The organism is Lentihominibacter faecis, from assembly GCF_014306095.1.
GTDB lineage: Bacteria > Bacillota > Clostridia > Peptostreptococcales > Anaerovoracaceae > Lentihominibacter > Lentihominibacter faecis.
In genome coordinates this window covers 1-20,550 of record NZ_JACRWC010000035.1, presented here as the reverse complement: position 1 = coordinate 20,550, position 20,550 = coordinate 1, and the positions used below count along the sequence as shown (strand labels likewise).

The 20,550-nt window shown below is 48.6% G+C and carries 24 protein-coding genes; 23 read left to right on the top strand and 1 reads right to left on the bottom strand.

Translation table 11 applies throughout. The features are described 5' to 3' along the window. The first annotated feature begins 186 nt into the window (after window positions 1–186). The 22 genes from H8876_RS02215 to H8876_RS02110 all read left to right on the top strand — a co-directional run bounded on the left by H8876_RS02215 (window position 187) and on the right by H8876_RS02110 (window position 19,945). Window positions 187–528, top strand: coding sequence for a BMC domain-containing protein (locus H8876_RS02215; protein ID WP_177264410.1), 342 nt, complete (start codon window positions 187–189; stop codon window positions 526–528). Beyond that, a complete protein-coding gene (locus tag H8876_RS02210) occupies window positions 515–883 on the top strand; it encodes a hypothetical protein (protein ID WP_249286341.1) in 369 nt (122 codons plus the stop codon). The genes H8876_RS02215 and H8876_RS02210 overlap by 14 nt, the downstream gene beginning before the upstream one ends. A 35-nt stretch (window positions 884–918) precedes the next feature. Further along, on the top strand, window positions 919–2,643 hold the full coding sequence (locus tag H8876_RS02205; protein WP_465250725.1) for an acetaldehyde dehydrogenase (acetylating): 1,725 nt from the start codon (window positions 919–921) through the stop codon (window positions 2,641–2,643). Window position 2,644: 1 nt separating this feature from the next. Then, window positions 2,645–3,295, top strand: a complete 651-nt coding sequence (locus tag H8876_RS02200; protein WP_177264407.1) for a phosphate propanoyltransferase — start codon at window positions 2,645–2,647, stop codon at window positions 3,293–3,295. Window positions 3,296–3,346: 51 nt separating this feature from the next. Next, on the top strand, window positions 3,347–3,634 hold the full coding sequence (gene eutM, locus H8876_RS02195) for an ethanolamine utilization microcompartment protein EutM (protein WP_177264406.1): 288 nt from the start codon (window positions 3,347–3,349) through the stop codon (window positions 3,632–3,634). An 86-nt stretch (window positions 3,635–3,720) separates the two neighbouring features. Beyond that, a complete protein-coding gene (locus H8876_RS02190) occupies window positions 3,721–4,848 on the top strand; it encodes a 1-propanol dehydrogenase PduQ (RefSeq protein WP_177264405.1) in 1,128 nt (375 codons plus the stop codon). A gap of 143 nt (window positions 4,849–4,991) precedes the next feature. After that, a complete protein-coding gene (locus H8876_RS02185) occupies window positions 4,992–6,674 on the top strand; it encodes a hypothetical protein (RefSeq protein ID WP_249286340.1) in 1,683 nt (560 codons plus the stop codon). After that, the gene (locus tag H8876_RS02180; protein ID WP_249286339.1) at window positions 6,671–7,987 is read left to right on the top strand and encodes a sensor histidine kinase; all 1,317 of its coding nucleotides are present in this window, start codon (window positions 6,671–6,673) and stop codon (window positions 7,985–7,987) included. Before H8876_RS02185 ends, H8876_RS02180 begins: the two co-directional genes overlap by 4 nt. Next, complete coding sequence (locus tag H8876_RS02175; protein WP_177264402.1) at window positions 7,984–8,610, top strand: response regulator transcription factor; 627 nt, start codon at window positions 7,984–7,986, stop codon at window positions 8,608–8,610. Before H8876_RS02180 ends, H8876_RS02175 begins: the two co-directional genes overlap by 4 nt. Window positions 8,611–8,807: 197 nt before the next feature. Next, window positions 8,808–9,194, top strand: a complete 387-nt coding sequence (locus H8876_RS02170; RefSeq protein WP_177264401.1) for a hypothetical protein — start codon at window positions 8,808–8,810, stop codon at window positions 9,192–9,194. A 59-nt stretch (window positions 9,195–9,253) separates the two neighbouring features. Then, entirely contained in the window at window positions 9,254–9,730 is a 477-nt protein-coding gene (locus H8876_RS02165; protein ID WP_177264400.1) for a DUF5067 domain-containing protein, read from the top strand. Window positions 9,731–9,757: 27 nt separating this feature from the next. Continuing rightward, window positions 9,758–10,105, top strand: coding sequence for a hypothetical protein (locus H8876_RS02160; protein WP_249286338.1), 348 nt, complete (start codon window positions 9,758–9,760; stop codon window positions 10,103–10,105). 130 nt (window positions 10,106–10,235) lie between these two features. After that, on the top strand, window positions 10,236–11,621 hold the full coding sequence (locus tag H8876_RS02155) for an SPFH domain-containing protein (protein ID WP_249286337.1): 1,386 nt from the start codon (window positions 10,236–10,238) through the stop codon (window positions 11,619–11,621). A gap of 12 nt (window positions 11,622–11,633) precedes the next feature. After that, window positions 11,634–12,686 (top strand): DUF4428 domain-containing protein, encoded by a 1,053-nt coding sequence (locus H8876_RS02150; protein WP_249286336.1) that lies wholly within the window; start codon window positions 11,634–11,636, stop codon window positions 12,684–12,686. 36 nt (window positions 12,687–12,722) lie between these two features. Continuing rightward, window positions 12,723–14,123, top strand: a complete 1,401-nt coding sequence (locus tag H8876_RS02145; protein ID WP_249286335.1) for a DUF5050 domain-containing protein — start codon at window positions 12,723–12,725, stop codon at window positions 14,121–14,123. A 9-nt stretch (window positions 14,124–14,132) separates the two neighbouring features. Further along, window positions 14,133–15,251, top strand: coding sequence for a TFIIB-type zinc ribbon-containing protein (locus H8876_RS02140; protein ID WP_249286334.1), 1,119 nt, complete (start codon window positions 14,133–14,135; stop codon window positions 15,249–15,251). 12 nt (window positions 15,252–15,263) lie between these two features. Continuing rightward, window positions 15,264–16,073, top strand: coding sequence for a TPM domain-containing protein (locus H8876_RS02135; RefSeq protein ID WP_249286333.1), 810 nt, complete (start codon window positions 15,264–15,266; stop codon window positions 16,071–16,073). A gap of 11 nt (window positions 16,074–16,084) precedes the next feature. Continuing rightward, window positions 16,085–16,894, top strand: a complete 810-nt coding sequence (locus H8876_RS02130; RefSeq protein WP_177265124.1) for a hypothetical protein — start codon at window positions 16,085–16,087, stop codon at window positions 16,892–16,894. Beyond that, complete coding sequence (locus tag H8876_RS02125; protein ID WP_249286332.1) at window positions 16,894–18,291, top strand: hypothetical protein; 1,398 nt, start codon at window positions 16,894–16,896, stop codon at window positions 18,289–18,291. The genes H8876_RS02130 and H8876_RS02125 overlap by 1 nt, the downstream gene beginning before the upstream one ends. 42 nt (window positions 18,292–18,333) lie before the next feature. Beyond that, window positions 18,334–18,942, top strand: coding sequence for a hypothetical protein (locus tag H8876_RS02120; protein ID WP_249286331.1), 609 nt, complete (start codon window positions 18,334–18,336; stop codon window positions 18,940–18,942). 19 nt (window positions 18,943–18,961) lie between these two features. Further along, complete coding sequence (locus H8876_RS02115) at window positions 18,962–19,333, top strand: hypothetical protein (protein WP_249286330.1); 372 nt, start codon at window positions 18,962–18,964, stop codon at window positions 19,331–19,333. 75 nt (window positions 19,334–19,408) lie between these two features. After that, on the top strand, window positions 19,409–19,945 hold the full coding sequence (locus H8876_RS02110; RefSeq protein WP_249286329.1) for a hypothetical protein: 537 nt from the start codon (window positions 19,409–19,411) through the stop codon (window positions 19,943–19,945). A 38-nt stretch (window positions 19,946–19,983) separates the two neighbouring features. On the opposite strand, the gene H8876_RS02105 is transcribed toward H8876_RS02110, so the two are convergent. Then, a complete protein-coding gene (locus H8876_RS02105) occupies window positions 19,984–20,184 on the bottom strand; it encodes a hypothetical protein (protein ID WP_249286328.1) in 201 nt (66 codons plus the stop codon). On the opposite strand from H8876_RS02105, the gene H8876_RS02100 reads away from it, so the two are divergent. Next, window positions 20,177–20,389: a hypothetical protein gene (locus H8876_RS02100; RefSeq protein ID WP_249286327.1), complete on the top strand. Its 213-nt coding sequence runs from the start codon at window positions 20,177–20,179 to the stop codon at window positions 20,387–20,389. The two genes, H8876_RS02105 and H8876_RS02100, sit on opposite strands and share 8 nt — an antisense overlap. The last annotated feature ends 161 nt before the right edge of the window (window positions 20,390–20,550 follow it).

The following is a 20,550-nucleotide window of genomic DNA, read 5'->3' as shown; positions in this document are numbered from 1 at the left end:
CTTTAGGAATGATCGAAACATACGGACTGGTTCCGTTAACGGTGGAAAAGGACGGTCGGATCTTTACCGGAAATCCGGGAGACTGCCTGTTCTTCCAGAATGGTGCCAAGCTCACCTTCGGATCCCCGAACAAAGTAACTGTCTTCTACGCAACTCATTAATCAAGAAGAATAAGGAGGTCAGCGAATGGAAGCTTTAGGAATGATCGAAACATACGGACTGGTTCCTTCCATCGAAGCCGCTGATGCCATGCTGAAGGCGGCAGAAGTAAAACTTCTGGAAAGAACTTTCGTCAAGGGTGGTCTGGTTACTGTTACAGTAACAGGCGACGTAGCAGCCGTAAAGGCATCCGTTGATGCTGGTGCTGCCGCAGCTGCAAGACTGGGTGAACGCTGCCTGGTAACACAGCACGTAATCCCAAGACCGCATGTTGAGGTTGGCGAAACCATCGTAAATCCGATTCCACTCATCGAACGTTCGGAACACGAACACGAAGACGATGATGCGGAAGAGGATGGTCCCAAATAAAGAGGAACCTGAATCGGATTCAGAGCTGACAGAAGAGGACGCAACACAACCGGAGCAGCCGGAAGAACCTGCTGAGCCTGCTGTAGAAAACGCAGTTGCAGAAGAACCTGCAGCGGAAGAAGCTTTGCAGCACGTAGTGGATGCAGCCGAACTCACAAAGGAATGTGTAGATCGTCTGGTAGAAGAAAACGGAGCAGAAAAAGCCCTGGCTGAGGTTGGTAAATGCAGAGTCGTGAAACTGAGAAATCTGGCTAGAGAATACGACGGCCTGCAGATCGCCGGAAGAGAAATCTCCAAGGCAAACAAGACGACCCTTCTGGAAGAACTGAAGAACTATTATAACAAAAAAAACTAGAGAGAATGCAAGGATAAAAAAGGAGGTGCCATAGTATGCAGAATATTGATTATGATTTACGCTCTGTACAGGAAGTTCGCGACCTGGCAAGACTGGGTCAGATCGCAACAGAAAAGATCGCAAACTATACAGAGGATCAGATCGATAGAATCATACGTAATATGGTTCGCGTTGCCGAAGAAAATGCTGTTTCACTGGCACAGATGGCAGTAGAAGAAACAGGCTTCGGTAAAGTGGCAGATAAAACTTATAAAAATCACATGGCTTCGACATTACTGTACGATGCCATCAAGGACATGAAGACGATCGGGATCGTAAGTGAAGATCCGATCGCAAGAACGATGGATGTAGCTGATCCGGTTGGTCTGCTGATGGGTATCGTGCCTTCCACGAACCCGACATCTACAGCGATCTTCAAGTCTATCATCGCGATCAAGGCTAGAAACGCTATCGTATTTTCACCGCATCCATCCGCTGCAAAGTGTACGCTGAAGGCAGCTACTCTGATGCGTGATGCTGCAGTAGAAGCCGGAGCACCGGAAAATATCATCGGATGCATTTCCATGCCTTCCATGCCTGCTACAGATGAACTGATGCACAGCAAGGAAGTTAAGATGATCATCGCAACAGGCGGTCCTGGAATGGTTAAGGCTTCCTACAGCGCTGGTAAACCGGCACTGGGTGTAGGCGCAGGAAACTCTCCGGCATACATCGAAAGAACAGCTAACGTACAGCAGGCTGTTACAAACATCATCGCAAGTAAGACATTCGACTACGGCACGATCTGCGCATCCGAACAGTCCATCATCTGTGAAGAATGCAACAAGGACGCTGTAATCGCTGAACTGAAGAACCAGGGTGCTTACTTCATGAGTCCGGAAGAAACAGATAAAGTCTGCAAGCTTCTGTTCAAAGCCGGCGGTCACGCTATGAACGCCAAGTTCGTAGGAAGATCCCCGCTTCACATTGCAAGTGCAGCAGGAATCAACGTTCCGGAAAACACAACAGTGCTCATCGGACCTCAGGGCGGTGTTGGCGACGGCTATCCGCTTTCCTTTGAAAAGCTGACAAGCGTACTGGCATTCTATGTAGTAAACGACTGGCATGAAGCATGCGAACTGAGCATCGAGCTGTTACAGAACGGTATCGGACATACCATGAGTTTACACACAGAAAACAAGAACATCGTTCTGGAATTCACGAAGAAACCGGCATCCAGAATCCTGGTCAACACAGGAAGCAGCATGGGTGGTACCGGCGGAAGCACCGGCCTTATCCCTTCCTTCACATTAGGTTGCGGAACATGGGGCGGCAGCTCGGTATCTGAAAATGTAAGCCCAATGCATCTGGTAAATATCAAAAAAGTTGCCTACGGTATCAAAAACTGTGCTACACTGGCAGCAGACGATCCGACATTCAATCATCCGGAACTGGCTAACCTGAATGCAGCACCTGCAGCAGGAGCAAACATCGGATTCACTCCGATCCATCCAGAGCCGATCCCTGCAAGCGGAGCACCGATGGCGTTCGATACTCATACGGTAGCACCGACACAGGTATCCCCGGCTAACTGCGGATCTACGTCGGCTTACCTTTCACCGGCTGACTACCAGAACAACAACAGCGGCATTTCCTACGGTGTAGGATGCAACAGCTGCAGCAGCAATGCAGATGCACCTGTAGCAAGTGATCAGCCGATCGACGCAAATCAGCTCAACGACATGATCAATGCTCTGGTAAAGGCAATGAAGGGAGAATAAGATGGCAAGCAAGGAATACGAAGCAGTCCTGAAAGTACTGTTAGAAGCGGTTCAGTCCGTAAACGGTGCAGGACAGCAGGCTCCGGAGGGCATTCCGGTAGGTGTTTCCAACCGCCATATCCATCTTTCACAGGCTGATCTGGATACTCTGTTTGGATCAGGGTATCAGCTGACACCGATCAAAGATCTGTCACAGCCGGGTCAGTTCGCCTGTAAGGAAACAGTGACGATCTGCGGACCGAAAGGTGCGATCGAAAAGATCCGTGTATTAGGACCCGTTCGCAGCAAGACTCAGATCGAGATCCTGACAGGAGACGGTTTTAAACTGGGAGTCAAGGCTCCGGCAAGATTGTCCGGAGATCTGGCGGGAACACCGGGAATCACGGTCATCGGTCCTAAGGGATCGGTACAGACGACAGAAGGTCTGATCGTGGCACAAAGACATATTCACATGCTTCCGCAGGAAGCGGCTGCTCACGGCGTGCATGACGGACAGATCGTCAGCATCCAGGTAGACGGCCCGAGAGGCGGAACGCTGGCAAACGTAGCGATCCGTGCTACGGACACTTCGGCTCTGGAATGTCATGTGGACACAGAAGAAGCCAATGCGATGGACATGAGTTCATCCACACGTATCAAAATCATTAAGTAAATCAAAAACGCGTAAAGTTTTAAATGAAATGTTTTTTAGGAGGAAATTAAAATGACTAAGAACGAAGCATTAGGAATGATCGAAACAAAAGGTTTAGTTGGTTCTATCGAAGCTGCAGATGCTATGGTAAAGGCTGCAAACGTATACCTCATCGGTAAGGAATTCGTAGGCGGCGGACTGGTAACTGTAATGGTTAGAGGAGATGTAGGCGCTGTAAAGGCTGCAACAGACGCAGGAGCTGCTGCTGCTCAGAGAGTTGGCGAACTGCTGTCCGTACACGTAATCCCTCGTCCGCACGTAGAAGTAGAAGACATTCTGCCGCAGAAGGGAAACAAATAAGCGAAAGCTGACATCAGGACATTAAGCTAGTTTACATGAGGTGGGTATGGTTCATATCCACCTCATGTTCATAAAGGGGGGAGAGTATGAAGAATTTTAATATCAGTACTAACGTATATTTTGGAGAGAATTCCCTGGGGATCCTGGATACGATCCAGGACAAGCACGTTCTGATCGTGTGCGACAGCTTCATGGAATCCTCCGGGATCGTGGATAAAGTGAAGGAGCACCTGAGTGCATGTCAGGTAGATGTGTTCAGCAAGGTCGTACCGGATCCTCCTATCGAAATCGTTTCGGAAGGGATCCAGTGCCTGCAGAGCTGCAAAGCAGATGTGATGATCGCTGTGGGAGGTGGTTCTTCCATCGATGCCGCAAAGGCGATCCGCGAACTTTCAAGTCAGCTGAACATCGCTCATATCCATGAGTGTTATGCGATCCCGACTACCAGCGGTACTGGTTCAGAGGTAACACGATTTTCTGTGATCACCAATGCGCAGGAAGGAATCAAATATCCTTTGGTGAATGATTCTCTGCAGCCTATGGTAGCTATCCTGGATCCGGAACTTGTAGAGAGCGTTCCGCCTGCTATCACGGCGGACACCGGTATGGATGCGCTGACACACGCACTTGAGGCATATGTATCTACGGAAGCCAACGACTTTACAGATGCGCTGGCAGAGAAAGCAGTTACCCTTCTTATAAAGTTCCTGCCGTTTGCCTATACGCACGGAGATGATCTGGAGGCGCGTGAAAAGGTACACAATGCATCCTGTCTGGCCGGAATGGCATTTAATAAAGTCGGTCTTGGGATCAGTCACAGTATTGCACACACCATTGGAGGAAAGTTCCATCTTTCCCACGGAAGAAGCAATGCCATCGTACTGCCTCACGTAATCGAATACAATGCGCATCTGGATGGACCGGAAGAAACGGTATGCGCGAGAAAATATCAGAGAATGGCCAAGCTGATCGGTCTTCCTTACAGCAATGTGCCGCTGGCAGTAGGAAGTCTTGTTCGCAAGATCCATGAATTGGAGAGATTGTTTGGTATCCCGGAAAATCTGAAAAAAGCCGGGATCAAACAGGAAGATCTCCTCAAGCACAAGGATGAGATGATCCGGGATGCGCTGGCAGATACCTGCACGAAAACAAATCCGAGAGTTGTTGGAGCTGCGGATATCGAAGCTATTCTCAAGAAGGTTGGTCCTCTTTAAAAAATTCATATAAAGTAACTTCAAAAGAACCTTTTCTGACGGATTCGTGGTGTATCCGGCAGAAGAGGTTCTTTTGCTTTTTTGCAGCAAATCAGTTATACTGTATCTGAGAAGTCAGTGGTGAAATGAGAAGGAGAAGCTGTGTGACAAGGAACTCGAAGAAATACAGGCAGGATAAGAAGATTTTGCTGACCGTTGCAGCGCTTATTTTGTGTGCTGTTGTCTGCCGCCTGTTTTCACGTTTTGATGTTGTGGATGATGCGCTTAATTATTTATGTTCACTGCTGCGATCGATCATTTACATGGGGATCATCATCACGTGGGGCGTTTCGGTCAGAAGGCGTGTGCTCAACCGTTCCGTCCGCAGATATCTGATGGCAATAGCGGCGCTGCTGCTGTTTTGGTTCGGTATAAGAACCTGTAAATTTTTATTTCTGGAAGGGATCCCCGCGCTACAGTACTACTGCTGGTACGGCTATTACATACCGATGATACTGATCCCTCTGATGGGGATCTATCTTGCATGCTGTCTTGGAAGATCGGAAAATTACACGTTGCCGACTCAATTAAAGGTGATTACCGTTCCGGCGATCCTGTTTATTTTACTGATCCTTACCAATAATTTTCACCAAAAGGTCTTCGCGTTTCCGTTTGGGTTGGAAGATGCTGAATGCATTTATGTACATAAACCACTTTATTTCGTGTGCCTGGGCTGGATGTTTGCGGAGGTCATCGCTTTTTTGGCCCTGCTTTTGGTGCGAAGCCATGTGCCGAACAAAAAAAAGCGGATCTGGGGACCGGTGATACCGGCAGCGGCAGCTCTTTTATACTGTATCGGATATCTTATGGGGAGCAAGATCCTTTTCATGATCGCAGGCGATATGACAGCTGTTATGACTTTGATCATGCTGTCGGTCTGTGAGATCTGCATCCAGAGCAGATTGATCCCTTCCAATACACGATACAGCGAGCTGTTTCATGCCTCGACGATAGGAGCGCAGATCGTAGATACATCATATAACATATGTCTTGCATCGGATAATGCAAAAGAATTCTCAAAGGAAATGATGCGCTGCACAGAGGAAGGTCCTGTTGAAATGGGAAATGAAAGACTGTCCGGAGCACCCGTTGCCGGAGGGCATGTGCTATGGGTCGAGGATATTTCCATGGTGCAGGATGTTCTGAAAAAGCTGGAACGGATCAGTTCACGCCTTTCTGAAAACAACAATCTTCTGAAGGCAGAGGTAGAACTAAAGGAAAAGCAGGCACAGACGGATGAACATATGCGTATTTACGACAAAATAACAGAAGAAGTGGCCCCGCAGCTGCAGAAGCTGGAGTCGCTGCTCACCTTCTCAGAGGATCCTGCTAAAACAAGAGAAAATCTGGGTCTTGTCTGTGTGATCAGTTCTTATATCAAACGACGGAGCAATCTGATCCTCCTTGGAGAGGAAGCCAGCTTTCTGCCGGCACAGGAGCTGGAATACTGCCTTCGGGAATCCATGGAAAATCTAAGACTCTGCGGAGTAGCGGGTTCGTTATCGTGCAGATGCAAAGGCATACTATCAAAGGATTCTTCGGTGGCGGCATACGCCTTTTTTGAAATGATACTGGAAGCTGCGCTCCCGACGATGAATGCGATCCTGGTCAATCTTACAGTAGAATCGGAATCTGTGGAGATGACATTTTCCATATCGTGCGACTTGTCTGCCATCGTGCCGGATCGCGAGTTTCTGGCACAACATAATGCTGCAGCGATCGTATCTAAACAGGAAGATGATGTGCATATTGCATTCCTTTTACCAAAAGGAGGTGCAGCGAAATGAGGTCGATATTTTCCCTTTCTGATGCGGGACATTCACTGATGCTTATACTGTTGTTCCTTGCTTTGCTCTTTCAGCTGTTTGTGTTCTGCATAGGGTGCTTTTACAGGGCTAAATGGACACACTGCAAAATGTTATCCATACTGGCGGCGATATCCTTTTTATCGCTTAGTTTTCTGACAGCAGGTACTGCCAGACAGACATTTGATGAGCCCATGTGGGCGATTACACGAAAATGGATGGATATTCCAACAGCAATAGTATTCGCCTTCATCGTTTTTACTTCAGGATATGCATGCTGGATCCTGTGGCATGAATTGAAATACAGGAAGTCCACCATCACGAGGGCGTCTGTCAGAGAAGGTGCGGATATGATGTCGATGGGACTCTGCTTTTTCAAGGAAGCCGGGCAGCTTATACTGGTAAACCTGAAGATGGAAAAACTCAGCCAATTATTATGTGGAGTGGCTTTGCAGAATGGAGAAAGCTTCTGGCAGATGATTTCTCAGGGCGATCTGAAATCAGGAGCACGAAGAAGCAGGATCATGGACGTTCCGGCAGTGATATTGCCGGATGGAAGTGCGTGGATCTTCGACAGAAAGGTGATCTGCATGAATGGCGAGGAAATCTTTCAGGTGACTGCAATGGATGCAACGGAGCTTTATGCCTTGAGCAGTAAGCTGAAACGGGAAAACTCCGTGCTGCGCAGCATGAATGCGAGGCTAAAAGTGTACGGCCGCAGGGTGGATGAACTCACGAGAACGCAGCAGAGACTTGCCATGAAGATCCAGATCCATGATTCCATCGGGCAGAATCTTATGATGACCAGGTATTATCTGGCGCAGGAAGCACAGGGAGCATCCAGGAAGGATCTAACTCCGATCCTGCAAAGGTGGCTGCACACGATCGCTTTGCTTCGCCGTGAAGTGGAGCCTGATGAGTCGAAGGGAGCTTTTCAATACCTTACCGATGCAGCAGGATCTGCGGGAGTGGAAGTTTTACTGCAGGGAGAAATGCCGGAAGATGACAGGGCGGTGGAGCTGATAACAGCGGCAGGGGCAGAGGCTCTGACCAATGCGGTCCGTCATGCCGGCGCAAAGCAGCTCAGGGTAAACGTTTCGCAGACTGATCTGGTGTGCAGCGCTGTCTTTACCAATGACGGCAGACGACCGGCGAAGCCTTTGCAGGAGGGCGGAGGACTGAAAGGACTGCGCAGACGCATCGAAGGAGAAGGCGGCACGATGACCGTCAGTGCCGATCCGGAATTTACACTGACGGTAACGATACCGAAGGAAGGAAAGGTGAATGTGATATGACCAGAAATGTACTTATCGTTGAAGATGACCCTATGGCACGGAAACTCTTTGAGATCATACTGGAAAGCAGCGGACGGTATCATCTGGAAGCATCCATTGAAAGCGCATCGCTGGCGGAGTTCTACTGCATGACTAATCCGATCGACCTGATTTTGATGGATGTATGCACGGCGCTGCATGCCAGCGGTCTTGACGCGGCAGCCAGAGTGAAGGAAAAGTATCCGCAGATCAAGATCATCATAGTAACCAGTCAGCCGGAATGTGATTTTATTGATCGGGCAAGACTGGGCGGCGTGGACAGTTTCTGGTACAAGGATCCGTCTGAAGACATCTTGCTTGAGATCATGGACAGGACCATGGCAGGAGAGTCTATATACCCGGATACGACTCCGATGCTGAAGCTGGGGATGGCCAGCAGCATTGAATTCACACCGAGGGAGCTGGAGGTCCTGCGCGAGCTTACCAGCGGCGATACGGATGACATCATAGCCGAGCGGCTTCATCTGTCGGTGCACACTGTCAAGAAACATATCAAAAACATGTTCCAGAAAACCGGATTCACGTCAAGGACGCAGCTGGCAGTCATGGCCAGGGAAAGCGGACTGGTGATACGGGGATTTTAACGATACAGGGTAGGGACACCTCTTTGATCATAAGGTCAAGGGGTGTTTTTGTTTTGGACGAAACAGTAAAATGAAAAAAGTACTCTTTTGGGTGATGTGTCATGACAACGGAATTGTTAGAATATTTCCAATAAAACAAATGGATCATGTAGCACGATCATGGATCGTTGATAAGAGCCAATCGGGGAGGTGGTCTATTGCGGATCGCGGTAATAAGCACACAGAATCGCCTGCTGTCAGGAGCAATCATCAAGTATATGCAGGAGCGGAGCGAACTGCGACCTGTACGTATCCTGGAGGATAATGATGAGGAACCGCTTAAAACCTGCAAGTCAGTTCAGGCGGACGTCCTGCTCATGGAGGTGAATCAGATACCGCCTTTTACCTTTTCGCAGCGCAGAAGTGCGGCAGCCCAGATCCGAAAATGTCTGCCATCGTGCAGGATCGCATTTATCTGTGATGAAAATGCGGATCCTGAGGATGCGAAGAAAGTGAAGGAACTGAACAAGGAGGGCGGAATCGACACATTCTTTTACAGTTCTGTAACGGGAGAATATCTCGTTGATATGCTTGATACGTTATAACACAGGAAAGTTATTTCACATATGATTTAAGAAACTGTTTCAAGAGAAGGAGAAAGACAATGAAAAAATTAGTTATGATAGTACTTTCGCTGATGCTGGTATTTGCATTTACTGCATGCGGAGGAGGCGGTGATTCCGGAGACAAGAAAAGCGAAAAGTCCGATCCAAATGTAATAAATACCGGAGAGTACACGGCAGAATACAAGGGCTATGAGATCGTAAAAGACTCTAACGGGGATGATGCTATCGTAGTGACCTGGAACTTTACCAATAATGGAGAAGAATCGAAATCGTTCGGATGGGCATTTGACTACACTCTGTTCCAGGATGGCGTAGAGCTGGGATACAGTACAGTATTTGTCGGAGATTCCTATGATACCGTAGATGAGAATCTGATGAAGGATGTTAAACCGGGCAGCTCTCTGGAAGTAAAGTCCACTAACAAACTGGCCAATCTTGAAAGCCCTGTAGAAGTTGAGATCGGAGATCTGTTAAGCGATGAGAAAGATACTCTGGAAATCGATATCACAAAATAAATCGATAGGATTGTCGGGGGTGAATTTATGAGAAAAAAGATTATGATCGCAGTGGCGATCCTGGTGATGTGTTTTGCCTTTGTCTCGTGTGGCAAAAGCATGGCAGACAGTCCGTACGTAGGAACGTGGAAGGCTGTTAATGCGAGCTACAGCGGCATAGAAATGTCGGTAGAAAGCATCATCGGCGGCGAAATGACATTTGAACTGAAGGATAACGGCAAGTGTGTCCTGAACGTTGCGGGCGAGGAGGAATCAGGCAAATGGTCTGAAAATGAAGATGGCTTCAACGTAGAAGACCAGTTCGATTTCAAGGTAGACGGTGATAAGGCAACCATGGATTATAGCGGGGTGACCATAACCCTGGAAAAACAGTAATATATTTTTCTCTCATCAGCCATAAATCGTCACCAAGACGGTTTATGGCTGCTTTCATAATGGAGAGTAGTATGGCTGCCTGTGTGCCGGGCATTTCGGCAGTGTGCAGCAAATCAGGAAGGAGCAGAATATGGGGCTTATTAAAGCGGCAGCAGGTGCAGTAGGCGGAATGATGGCGGATCAGTGGAAGGAGTTTTTCGTATGTGATGCCATCGACGATGATGTGCTGGTAGTCAAGGGAAGCAAACAGGCATCAGGAAGATCGTCGAATACGAAAGGTGAATCAAACGTTATCTCCGACGGGTCAGCCGTTTCCGTTGCTGACGGACAATGTATGATGATCGTTGAACAGGGACGTGTCATAGAGCTTTCGGCAGAACCCGGGATCTTTATTTACAAAAACGATCTTTCGCCGTCCATATTCGCAGGAAACCTGAAGGATGGCCTCAAGGGAGCTGCAAAGGATGCCTGGGATCGTTTTAAATTCGGAGGCGGTCCGGGAAAAGATCAGAGAGTCTATTACTTCAACACCAAAGAACTGCTTGGAAACAAATACGGCACGGTCAATCCCATCCCGTTCAAAGTCATGATCGATCCTTCTATAAACAGATTCCTGGGGATCTCGGTCCGCTGCAACGGAGAGTATTCGTACAAGATCGTAAATCCGATGCTCTTTTATACGAATGTCTGCGGTAATGTGCAGAATGAATACAATAGAGAGGAAATCGACAGTCAGCTGAAGTCGGAGCTTCTGACAGCGCTGCAGCCGGCTCTTGCGAGAATATCCACAAAGGGGATCGATTACAGTGAGATACCTCTTTATACGAGGGATATCACGGAAGCACTCAACGAGGAATTATCTTCCCAGTGGGCTGAAAAAAGAGGCCTGCAGGTCGTTTCGTTCGGTGTCAATTCCATATCTGTTTCAGACGAAGATAAACTGAAGATCCAGAACATGCAGCAGGCCATATTCATGTCAGATCCGAGCATGGCAGCAGGAAACATAGCATCGGCACAGGCAGATGCTATGCGTACCGCAGCCGGTAATGAAAACGGAGCAATGATGGGGTTCATGGGCATGGGAATGGCGGCTCAGGCAAGTGGATTGAATGCAGGCAATCTGTTCCAGATGGGACAGCAGCAACAGCAGGCTCAGGCCGCGGCACAGCAGCAACAGCAGGCTCAGCCAGTACAGCAGCAACAGCAGGCTCCGGCAGGCGGGGCAGCTCCTGCACCATCAGCAGCAGGAAGCTGGACCTGCAAGTGCGGGACAACGGCCATCGGCAAATTCTGTCCGGAATGCGGCAGCCCTAAGCCGGCAGAAACACAGGGATGGACCTGCAGCTGCGGCGCAGTGAACAAAGGTAAATTCTGTTCGGAATGCGGTGCGAAGAAACCTGAGGGAGCGCCACTTTATAAATGCGACAAGTGTGGATGGGAACCGGAAGATCCGACGAATCCTCCGAAATTCTGTCCGGAGTGCGGTGATGTTTTTGATGAAAATGATGTGAAATAGGAGGAGTTGACCATGGGACTTTTTGATAAAAAATTCTGCGATGTATGCGGAGAAAAAATCGGTATGCTGGGAAACCGTAAACTGGAGGACGGCAACATCTGCAAGGACTGTGCGAAGAAGCTTTCTCCGTGGTTTGACGACAGAAGACACAGTACGCTGGAAGAGATAAAAAGCCAGCTTCAGATGCGTGAGGAAAATCGCAGTCTGGTAAGTTCTTTCCGTCCTGGCAGAGTTATCAGATCAGACAGATACAACCTGTACATAGATGAAAGGCAGCAGCTGTTTGCCGCTTCGGTAAACCTTGACAGGGAAGATAATCCGGATATTATTTCCCTGAGCCAGATCACAGGATGTAATCTGGATGTGGATGAAATGCGTACGGAGGAATACCGTACGGATCGTGACGGAGAGAGAGAAAGCTACAATCCGCCGCGATACAGTTATTCATATGATTACTATTTTTATATCTACCTGAATCATCCTTATATACATGAGGTGAAGCTGAAACTCAACTCTATGGATATTTCCGAGGATGACCGCAACCGTCGTCATGATGTAGAGCGGGCAGGACAGGAGATGATGAGTTATCTGCAGAATGTGACTGGATGCACGGTCGGTGGAATGGGCATGAACCAGGGCATGGGCATGCAGTCTGGAATGGGCATGAACCAGGGCATGGGCATGCAGCCTGGAATGGGCATGAACCAGGGCATGGGCATGCAGCCTGGAATGGGCATGAACCAGGGCATGGGCATGCAGCCTGGAATGGGCATGAACAACCAGGGCATGGGCATGCAGCCTGGAATGGGTATGAACAACCAGGGCATGGGCATGCAGCCTGGAATGGGCATGAACAACCAGGGCATAGGCATGCAGCCGGCAGCAGGCATGAACCAGGGCATGTCACAGAACGTGAATCCACAGGGCGGTATGGGAGCTGCAGCAGGAGCCGCTGCGGGAGCAGCCTTTGCAGGAAATGCTGCCGAAGGCCCATGGGTATGCCAGTCATGCGGAGCAACCAATGCCGGCAGATTTTGTGAAAGCTGTGGTAGTCCGAGAAAATAGAAGCGAGAACTGACGAAAGTGAAAAAGGAGGTTCTTATGAAAAGAAAGATACTGGCAGCCGTTCTCGTGCTTGCAATGTGTTTCGCATTTGCAGGATGCGGTGGAGATAGCGGCGATAAAGACAATGCCAAAGAAAAGCCAAAAGTGACATCCATTACAGGCAGCTGGGAGTGTGAGGACATCGAAGTTACTGATAATGGCAAGAAGGTCAGTAAAGATACGATCAAAACTATGTTCGGCAAGGATTTTTCCAGTGTTCTTAAGCTCACTGCCTATGGTGACGGCTCAGCGGATATCAATATGATGGGCGATGAGGGAGTCATTTCCTGGAGCGAAACGGAAGACAATGGATACAAACTTTCTTATACGGGTCCTGAGGCGGAAAGTGCTGGGGAGATGAATGCGAAGCTGGACGGCGATAAACTGATCGTAACCGTGAAGGAAACGTATCTGTCGGACGGCAAGGAACAGGGCATGGAGATGAAATTCACGATGAAATATCTCGGGAAGAAATCCAAGCTTATCGAAGGATGGGACGTAACGCTTGATGATGATGAAATCTACGCCATGAGCAATGCCATGGTAGGAGGTGCATGTGTTGAAGCGGACGGAATGCTGTACGGAGATTACGGCGGCAAGGAATGGGGCAAAGGAGCCTTTACAGCGGCCAAGATCAAGGACGGCAAGCTGAAAGATAAGACCGTCATCGCCAAGGATACGAAAGCCAGTTGTTTGTCCGTATATGACGGAGATGTTTACGGCATTCTCGACAAGGAGAAGATCGTAAAAGTAAAAGCCGGGAAAACCAAGGCTGAAACTCTTTATACGGGAGCCTGTGACTATATGCAGGTGACGAAAAACGGCATTTATTTTACCGATGAAAACGATAAATACCGCAAAATGGGCTTTGATGGAAAAAACAAGGAAACCGTGCTGGATAAGGGAGTCTTTTATCCATATCAGGTCAGCTCAAAATTCCTGATCTATCAGGATGATGCCGACGGGGAAACGCTTCATGTGTACAACATGGAAGACGGCAGCGACACGAAGATCTCGAATTTCGTTTCCTATGAACCGATGCTTCGTGGGGACTACCTCTACTTCTATACACCTGGAAACGGAGAAAATATGCAGTTCATGTGCCGCGTAGACATGTATTCAGGCAAAGTGGATAAAGCCGAGGGAGCAGCTATCGTGTATGACTATTATGTGACGCCGAAATATATCGCGGCCGCAAAGGGTGGATTCGTCAAAATCAAATTCAGCGAATGGGATACTTTTTCCAATACAAGCAGTGCAGGAACCAAAGCCTATCCGGTCTACAGTAATGGAAAGACCTGGATCGCAAAAGCCTACGGTGAAACGTATATGGATACGAAAATATTTAGCACAGAGGAAGGGAAGAGCATAGGATTCACGTACGTGAAGGAGGAATAGGAGGCTTTTATGTCAAATCAAATGGAGTATAAATGTCCGGCATGCAGTGGAGCGCTCGCTTTTGATTCAGCGAGCCAGAAGCTGAAATGTCCGTTCTGCGACAGTGTTTACAATCTGGACCAGTTTGAGCAGCAGCAGCCTGATCCTGCACAGCAGGCGCAGGCTCAGCAGGGAGAACAGCCTGCAACTGGAGGCATGAACTGGAATGTGGAACCGGGCAGTGAATGGGCTGCAGGAGAAACAGATGATATAAGTGTTCTCTCCTGCAACTCGTGTGGTGGAGAGATCGTATGCGAAGATACGACCGCTTCAGCAACCTGTCCTTACTGCGGCAATCCAGTAGTGCTCAAAGGAAAGCTTTCCGGTATGTTAAAGCCGGACTGCATCATACCGTTCAAGCTTGATAAAAACCAGGCAAAGGAAGCGTTGAAGCGTCATGTTGCCCGTAAAAAGCTTGTGCCTGCTCTTTTCAAAGATAAAAATCATATCGAAGAGATCAAGGGTGTGTACGTTCCTTTCTGGCTGTTTGATGCACAGGTAGCAGCAAACATCAGCTACAAGGGAGAGCGGACCCGTACATGGAGCGATGCGAAGTACAAGTATATCGAACACAATTATTACAGGATCTATCGAGCGGGATATGTGGCATTCGATCAGGTCCCGGTGGATGGCTCTAAAAAGATGGCAGATGATCTGATGGAATCTATCGAACCGTTTGATTTCTCCCAGGCGGTGGATTTCAAAACGGCTTATCTGGCCGGATACATGGCAGATAAGTACGATGTGGATGCGGAAACAAGCATCAAGACTGCTAATGCGAGGATCCGATGGAGTACGGAGGATGCTTTTCAGAGCACGGTGCAGGGTTTTACAGGCGTGACTGCGGAAGAATCCTACATAAATCTGCAAAATGGTGTTGCCAGATATGCTCTTTATCCGGTATGGCTGCTCAACACAAGATGGAACGGGAAGGACTACGTCTTCGCCATGAACGGGCAAACCGGTAAGTTTGTTGGCGATCTTCCGCTGGATAAAAAAGCTTACCAGAGGAATTTCGCTATCCTGGGAGGTATATTCAGTATAGTTGCAAGTGTTCTGGCATTTTTGGCAGACTACATATTTTTCTAGGAGGTGGCAGAGATGAGAAATAAAGCAATCACGATCATAATGGCTCTGCTGCTGACACTGGGATTAGCTGCGGGTTCAAGTTTTGCGGCAGAGAAAACGTCATATTTTATAGACGATGCATCTATCGTCTCTTCGGAAACCCAAAAGGAGATCGATTCGCGTCTTGCCGACATCTCAAAGGCACAGAAGTCCGGCGTATATCTTATGACTACCGATGATTTTCAGGGAATGACGCCGCAGGAATTCGCAGATTTCGTATATGAAGAAAACGGCATGGGATATGGATCTTCTCACGACGGTATTATTCTGGTCTTGAATTACGATTCAGGCGACTGGGCTATCAGCACGACGGGAAGCGGGATCTCTACCTATACGGACGCAGGACAGGAATATCTTATGGAAAATGTCACAAAAGATCTCCGAGAAGATCCTCCTGCAGCGTTTTCAGTCTATGCAGACCTGTGTGAAGATTTCCTGATACAGGCGGCAAAGGGAAAGCCGTACGATGTTGGCAACATGCCAAAAGACTTTAATCTGTTGATCGATATCGCTATCGGTATCGTAATCGGGCTTCTGATCGCGTATGCCATAGTAAAAAGACAGAAAGATGCTTTAAGAAGTGTGCGTCGCAGGGTAGCGGCCAAGGAATACATGAGACCGGGAAGCCTTAAGCTGACAGCTCAAAATGAGCAGTATCTGTACAATACAGTAGATCGTATTGAAAAAGAAACTTCGTCCGGCGGCGGCAGCAGCAGCGGCGGCAGTACGACACACACAAGTTCGTCAGGAACGACCCATGGCGGCTCTTCCGGAAAGTTTTAGAGGTACCGCATATGACAGATGTTAAAAAAGTGATCGCTTTGAACCGTCTTCGTGCACAGATGCTGGATGAAGAGGTTTCTCCGGCACAGAAACAATACTATCTGGAACTGGCGCAGTGGCTTGAAAATCAGAATATACAGACTGCAGAGGAGGCAACGGAATCCATTAAAAACACACCCTATTACGACGGGGCGGCTCTGGCAAAGGAGCTGGATGGGATCCACCTCAGGATACGTGCGGCACGCGAACTGGGGTACGAAGACGTGGAGAAGATCCATTTGCAGCGACGTGAAAAGCTTCTTTCAAAGGGGCTGCAGGCATATGCTTTTTCACAGGAATGGATCGATGATTATAACAGGGCGCAGGAGGCATCGGTCCGGTATATGGAGCGAAAGGAAGTCTTCGGACGTATCTTCCGGGCTTACATCCGCATCTGTGGAAGCCCGCAGCGGGAACATCGTCTGGAAGCAGTCAAGGATATGAAGGCAGCACTTTCTGAACTGGAACAGATGGGCGTCTCGTTTGAAGAGCTGGCACAGCAGAAAGCATACAGACAGCTGACTATGACCACCGAAGAAGGAATGGCACGTTTTATCGCTTTTGTCGAAGAATTCAAGAAAACGGGAACGGCCGCAGGCGCGGTGGATCTGAACCATTTAAAGAAAGAGCAGGAGAGGATCGGGCGCTGGGCCAAGGAGCATGCTGCACAGCTGATCGCTGCAGGAGCACAGGAACAGTGGAACCGAGCCAGCTGTATCGCTGTGCCGTCTGATGATCCCATGGGATATGATTTTATCGCCATGAAGGAGGTGAAGGTCTGATGGATATGATTTGGCAGGCTACTCTGGATGGGTATGTGAAACTGCTCTATGACAATGATCCCCAGGGACCTTTGCTGGAAAGCATCCGTGATTTCGAAAAACGATTCTGTCAGGTTGCAGAGGAAAACCGCGGCAATCCGGATGTGGCAGGGGTGCTGAGCCGTGCAGGGCTTCAGGATGAATATAACCGGCTGTACATGGCGTCGATCAACAGAAACAATGACTACAGTGCCGTTTCAGCGGAGGATCAGCCGCAGGTATTCGATTATCAGAAAGAACAGCGACTGCCTACCGTTCATGAGTTTTTAAACAGCTACAGGCTGGTGTATGAGGAAATAAGACCTAATGCCAGAGAAGCGACAAGCAGAGCTTATGAAAAACTGTTTGAAGTGGAGAAGCGAACGGATGATCTGATCGAAGCACAGATGATCATAGAGCGGGAGAAACTGATCCTGAATACGGTGATCGCAGATTACAAGGAACTGGCTGAGGATTTTCTCAAGGCAGCCGATCCGAATTACGAGATCACATCTTCCGTTGTAAAGCTGTCGGCAGGGACTTATGCTTCAGCAAGCAGTCTGGATGAGATCACTTATATGGGTGAGATCGCCCGAGGGAAAGCTGATGATCTGGCGGTACAGAATCTTGTAAAAATAGAGCTGATGGTGCAGTTCATGTCGCTGATCTACGCCTGGGAGCATACGAAGCGAAAGGTCCGGGAAGGAGGTCCCCGCATCGGGGAATATGCACAGGCCATGGTAGTGACTCGTGAGAAAACACGATCCTGTTACAGGTTTATGAGCCGTGATATGGGAATCGACTTCGATAAAATGGAAAGTACGCCATTTTATCGTATCATGCTTTTGAACCCGAAAGGGCTTGATGAACTGTGGCGTATCAAAAAGGTGATGCATCCGGATAATATCAAGGCGTCCAGGTACGTTTTATTTGAAGAGATCCTGCCGGACCGGAGCCTGGAGGATATCCTGCTCTCGCCGCAGAAGGAGCCGTATTACGAACCGGTCGATACGATCCACGATGATCCGGGGCTGGATGATGAGTACCTGGCTATTGCTGCAGAGCTCAACAAGGATATCCCATATTTTCGCAGAAACAGGACCGATGCCGAGCTTCGCGAGCAGCGAAAGGCTGCAAAGAATGGCTTTTCGTCAGAAAAGCTTTTGCAGAACATGAAGCAGCTGAATCAAAAGCTTTCTCAAGGAGCAGGTGGAGCGGCTGCAGGGGCTGCAGGGGCGGCCGGAGGTTTTACGGGTGGTCTTAGAAATATGAGTCCGGATATGAAAAAGACACTTGGAAAGAGTGCTGCAAAAGGCGCAGCGGCTACGGCTGCAAAAGAAGTGGGGCGCGGTCTTTTGCGTGGGCTTTTCCGAAAATAAAAGTCTTTATCATAGTTCTGATGCGAAGGGGATGGTGATCATATGAATAAGAGATTTCTTGCTTTGCTGACCGCTTTGATTTTGTGCCTGGGACTTGTGGCATGCGGCAGCGGTGAAAAGAATGAAGCGGAGAAATCCACTAAGGAAACTGAGGTGACCGCCAGGAAGCAGTGGGATTTTACGGATAAGACGGGAATGATCCATGGAGATTTTGCAGATAAATCATTCTACAAAGGAATGGAGTACCAGGAAGACAGGACAACGTGTCTGGCGATCTGCGGCGATAGTTCAACGCCTGGTCAGGAGATCCGGATCGTCATTACGGTAAGGTGGGAGTCCGATCTTTCAGTGTCTGAAGAGCAGATGAAAAATGCGGCAAAATCTTATGAGCCAGCCAGGATGCTTACCGAAGAAACGCTTAAAAAATACGGTGCGGAAGGCTGCAGGATCTCATATCAGCTAGGCAATGATGATATGGGAAGCTGGTCATGGAATGATGTCCTGACAAAACAGCCACACGGTGCAGAATCTTCGGAAGGATGTATTGTCTGGATCGAGTCTCATTTTTATCCGGGAGATGAAGAGTTAGTGACATATCAGCTGGACCAGATCGGTTTCAACTGGGATGTATATCAATCGTTAAAGAAATAAGAGAACAAGAGGTGATGAAATGAAAAAGAAATTACTGATGATCGTTATGGCAATGGTTCTGTGCTTCGCACTGGCAGCCTGCGGAGGCGGCGGCGACAAGGAAAAGGACGACGGCATCGATCCGAATGCAACAGTTACCAAGGAGCAGTATGATAAGCTGGGTGACAGCAAGTGGTACGAGATGTCCCCAGAAGAAATGGAACAGTTCCTGGGCGTAAAATATGTGGAAGATGAAGAATCCACCAAGGACTGGGGCGATGGATACCTGGTAGTCGACTTCCCGGGACCGGATGATGATTCCCGTGTTCATGTGCTGTTTAAAGACAAAGAAGGAGACGGTAACATGACTGCGACCAGCATGAGCCCGACGGGTCAGCTGATAGGCGACTAATGAGAATAGAAAGCGGAGCTGTATAAATGATATGGCTCCGCTTTTTCGCTTTTTTAAAAGGAAAAGGAGAGACATATGAGAAGTAAATTCAGGATGTTGACCATTATGGTCACGACGATTGTAATGATATTTGTGTTTGCCGGATGCGGCAATTCTGCCAAATCTGTCAAGGGAGAAACTTTTGACGGTGGAAACATAGAAGTTTTCGTTCCAGAGGGCTGGAAAGCCTTTCACGGTGCAGATGTTTTCGGTGATTATGAGGAAGGGTATGATCCTAATACGGTAAGTATCGGCAAAGGCGCGGAAAGCGAGCTTGATTTGTTCAACAAGCCGATGGTGCATATTACGTATTCTGGAAAGGATAGAACTCTAAGTATGCCGTCTAAGGAACTGTACAAGGATGGAAAAGATATCGAGGATATCAAGACAAGCGATCATACCTGGAGAGGATACACTGCAACGAGCGTAGGATATCCGATCGCAGTGCTGTTTACAGAAGATGGTGATGAGCAGATCCAGGCGGCTGTCACACTGGAAAACGGTGATGAGAAAATAAGCCTGGAAGATTCGGATGTACTGGCGATCCTGGAAGGGATCAAGGTGAAAAAATAGAACGGGGGATACACTGTAGAGCCCCCGGACTCTTCGTTTTATTTCTTTAATTTCAGACCTTCCTGGAAGGCTTCACCGACGCGTTCGGTCACTTTATAGTAGCCGTGAGTGTAAGTATCGAAGGCGATGGCTTTGACCAGGGACATATCCAGCTGACCGTCTACCAGTACGCTATCGTCAGCTGTCACGTTTACGACTTTGCCGATGACGCCGCAGCTGCGGGAGCCTGAGGTGATCACCGCTTCCAAGGAATTCTGCGACTGCGAGTTCTCCTGGTATTCTGCAAAGGACGGGGCTCACGGCGTCAGCATCGGCAAGACGCTTCCGGCCATCCCGGAGGAAGCATCCCACCAGTACCCAAGAGAGGATTTCACCGTGGAAAATGTCGCAAAGATCCCGTGCAGACAGGTGCTGGGGTCGTATATCGTGCGGTTTGAGAGATAGGAGAATGAATTAGGGAATTAGTGGATTTTGAAGAGACTCTGGGTGGGAGTCTCTGTAATACAGAATACCCCGTTTCCTTCTGCAAAGTCCCCGTCGGGGATTTTCTGGATGCGGGCGTTTCGGTGGTTCGGGAAAAATAACCTGATCTGGCGCGAGATGAT

Excerpts from the sequence above, each read along its gene's own strand:
- H8876_RS02150 (WP_249286336.1), top strand. The coding sequence starts at position 11,634 with ATGGGACTTTTTGATAAAAAATTCTGCGATGTATGCGGAGAAAAAATC.
- H8876_RS02155 (WP_249286337.1), top strand. The coding sequence starts at position 10,236 with ATGGGGCTTATTAAAGCGGCAGCAGGTGCAGTAGGCGGAATGATGGCG.
- H8876_RS02145 (WP_249286335.1), top strand. The coding sequence starts at position 12,723 with ATGAAAAGAAAGATACTGGCAGCCGTTCTCGTGCTTGCAATGTGTTTC.
- H8876_RS02120 (WP_249286331.1), top strand. The coding sequence starts at position 18,334 with ATGAATAAGAGATTTCTTGCTTTGCTGACCGCTTTGATTTTGTGCCTG.
- H8876_RS02135 (WP_249286333.1), top strand. The coding sequence starts at position 15,264 with ATGAGAAATAAAGCAATCACGATCATAATGGCTCTGCTGCTGACACTG.
- H8876_RS02140 (WP_249286334.1), top strand. The coding sequence starts at position 14,133 with ATGTCAAATCAAATGGAGTATAAATGTCCGGCATGCAGTGGAGCGCTC.
- H8876_RS02160 (WP_249286338.1), top strand. The coding sequence starts at position 9,758 with ATGAGAAAAAAGATTATGATCGCAGTGGCGATCCTGGTGATGTGTTTT.
- H8876_RS02180 (WP_249286339.1), top strand. The coding sequence starts at position 6,671 with ATGAGGTCGATATTTTCCCTTTCTGATGCGGGACATTCACTGATGCTT.
- H8876_RS02210 (WP_249286341.1), top strand. The coding sequence starts at position 515 with ATGGTCCCAAATAAAGAGGAACCTGAATCGGATTCAGAGCTGACAGAA.
- eutM (WP_177264406.1), top strand. The coding sequence starts at position 3,347 with ATGACTAAGAACGAAGCATTAGGAATGATCGAAACAAAAGGTTTAGTT.
- H8876_RS02215 (WP_177264410.1), top strand. The coding sequence starts at position 187 with ATGGAAGCTTTAGGAATGATCGAAACATACGGACTGGTTCCTTCCATC.
- H8876_RS02130 (WP_177265124.1), top strand. The coding sequence starts at position 16,085 with ATGACAGATGTTAAAAAAGTGATCGCTTTGAACCGTCTTCGTGCACAG.
- H8876_RS02200 (WP_177264407.1), top strand. The coding sequence starts at position 2,645 with ATGGCAAGCAAGGAATACGAAGCAGTCCTGAAAGTACTGTTAGAAGCG.
- H8876_RS02190 (WP_177264405.1), top strand. The coding sequence starts at position 3,721 with ATGAAGAATTTTAATATCAGTACTAACGTATATTTTGGAGAGAATTCC.
- H8876_RS02205 (WP_465250725.1), top strand. The coding sequence starts at position 919 with ATGCAGAATATTGATTATGATTTACGCTCTGTACAGGAAGTTCGCGAC.
- H8876_RS02110 (WP_249286329.1), top strand. The coding sequence starts at position 19,409 with ATGAGAAGTAAATTCAGGATGTTGACCATTATGGTCACGACGATTGTA.
- H8876_RS02115 (WP_249286330.1), top strand. The coding sequence starts at position 18,962 with ATGAAAAAGAAATTACTGATGATCGTTATGGCAATGGTTCTGTGCTTC.
- H8876_RS02175 (WP_177264402.1), top strand. The coding sequence starts at position 7,984 with ATGACCAGAAATGTACTTATCGTTGAAGATGACCCTATGGCACGGAAA.
- H8876_RS02125 (WP_249286332.1), top strand. The coding sequence starts at position 16,894 with ATGGATATGATTTGGCAGGCTACTCTGGATGGGTATGTGAAACTGCTC.
- H8876_RS02165 (WP_177264400.1), top strand. The coding sequence starts at position 9,254 with ATGAAAAAATTAGTTATGATAGTACTTTCGCTGATGCTGGTATTTGCA.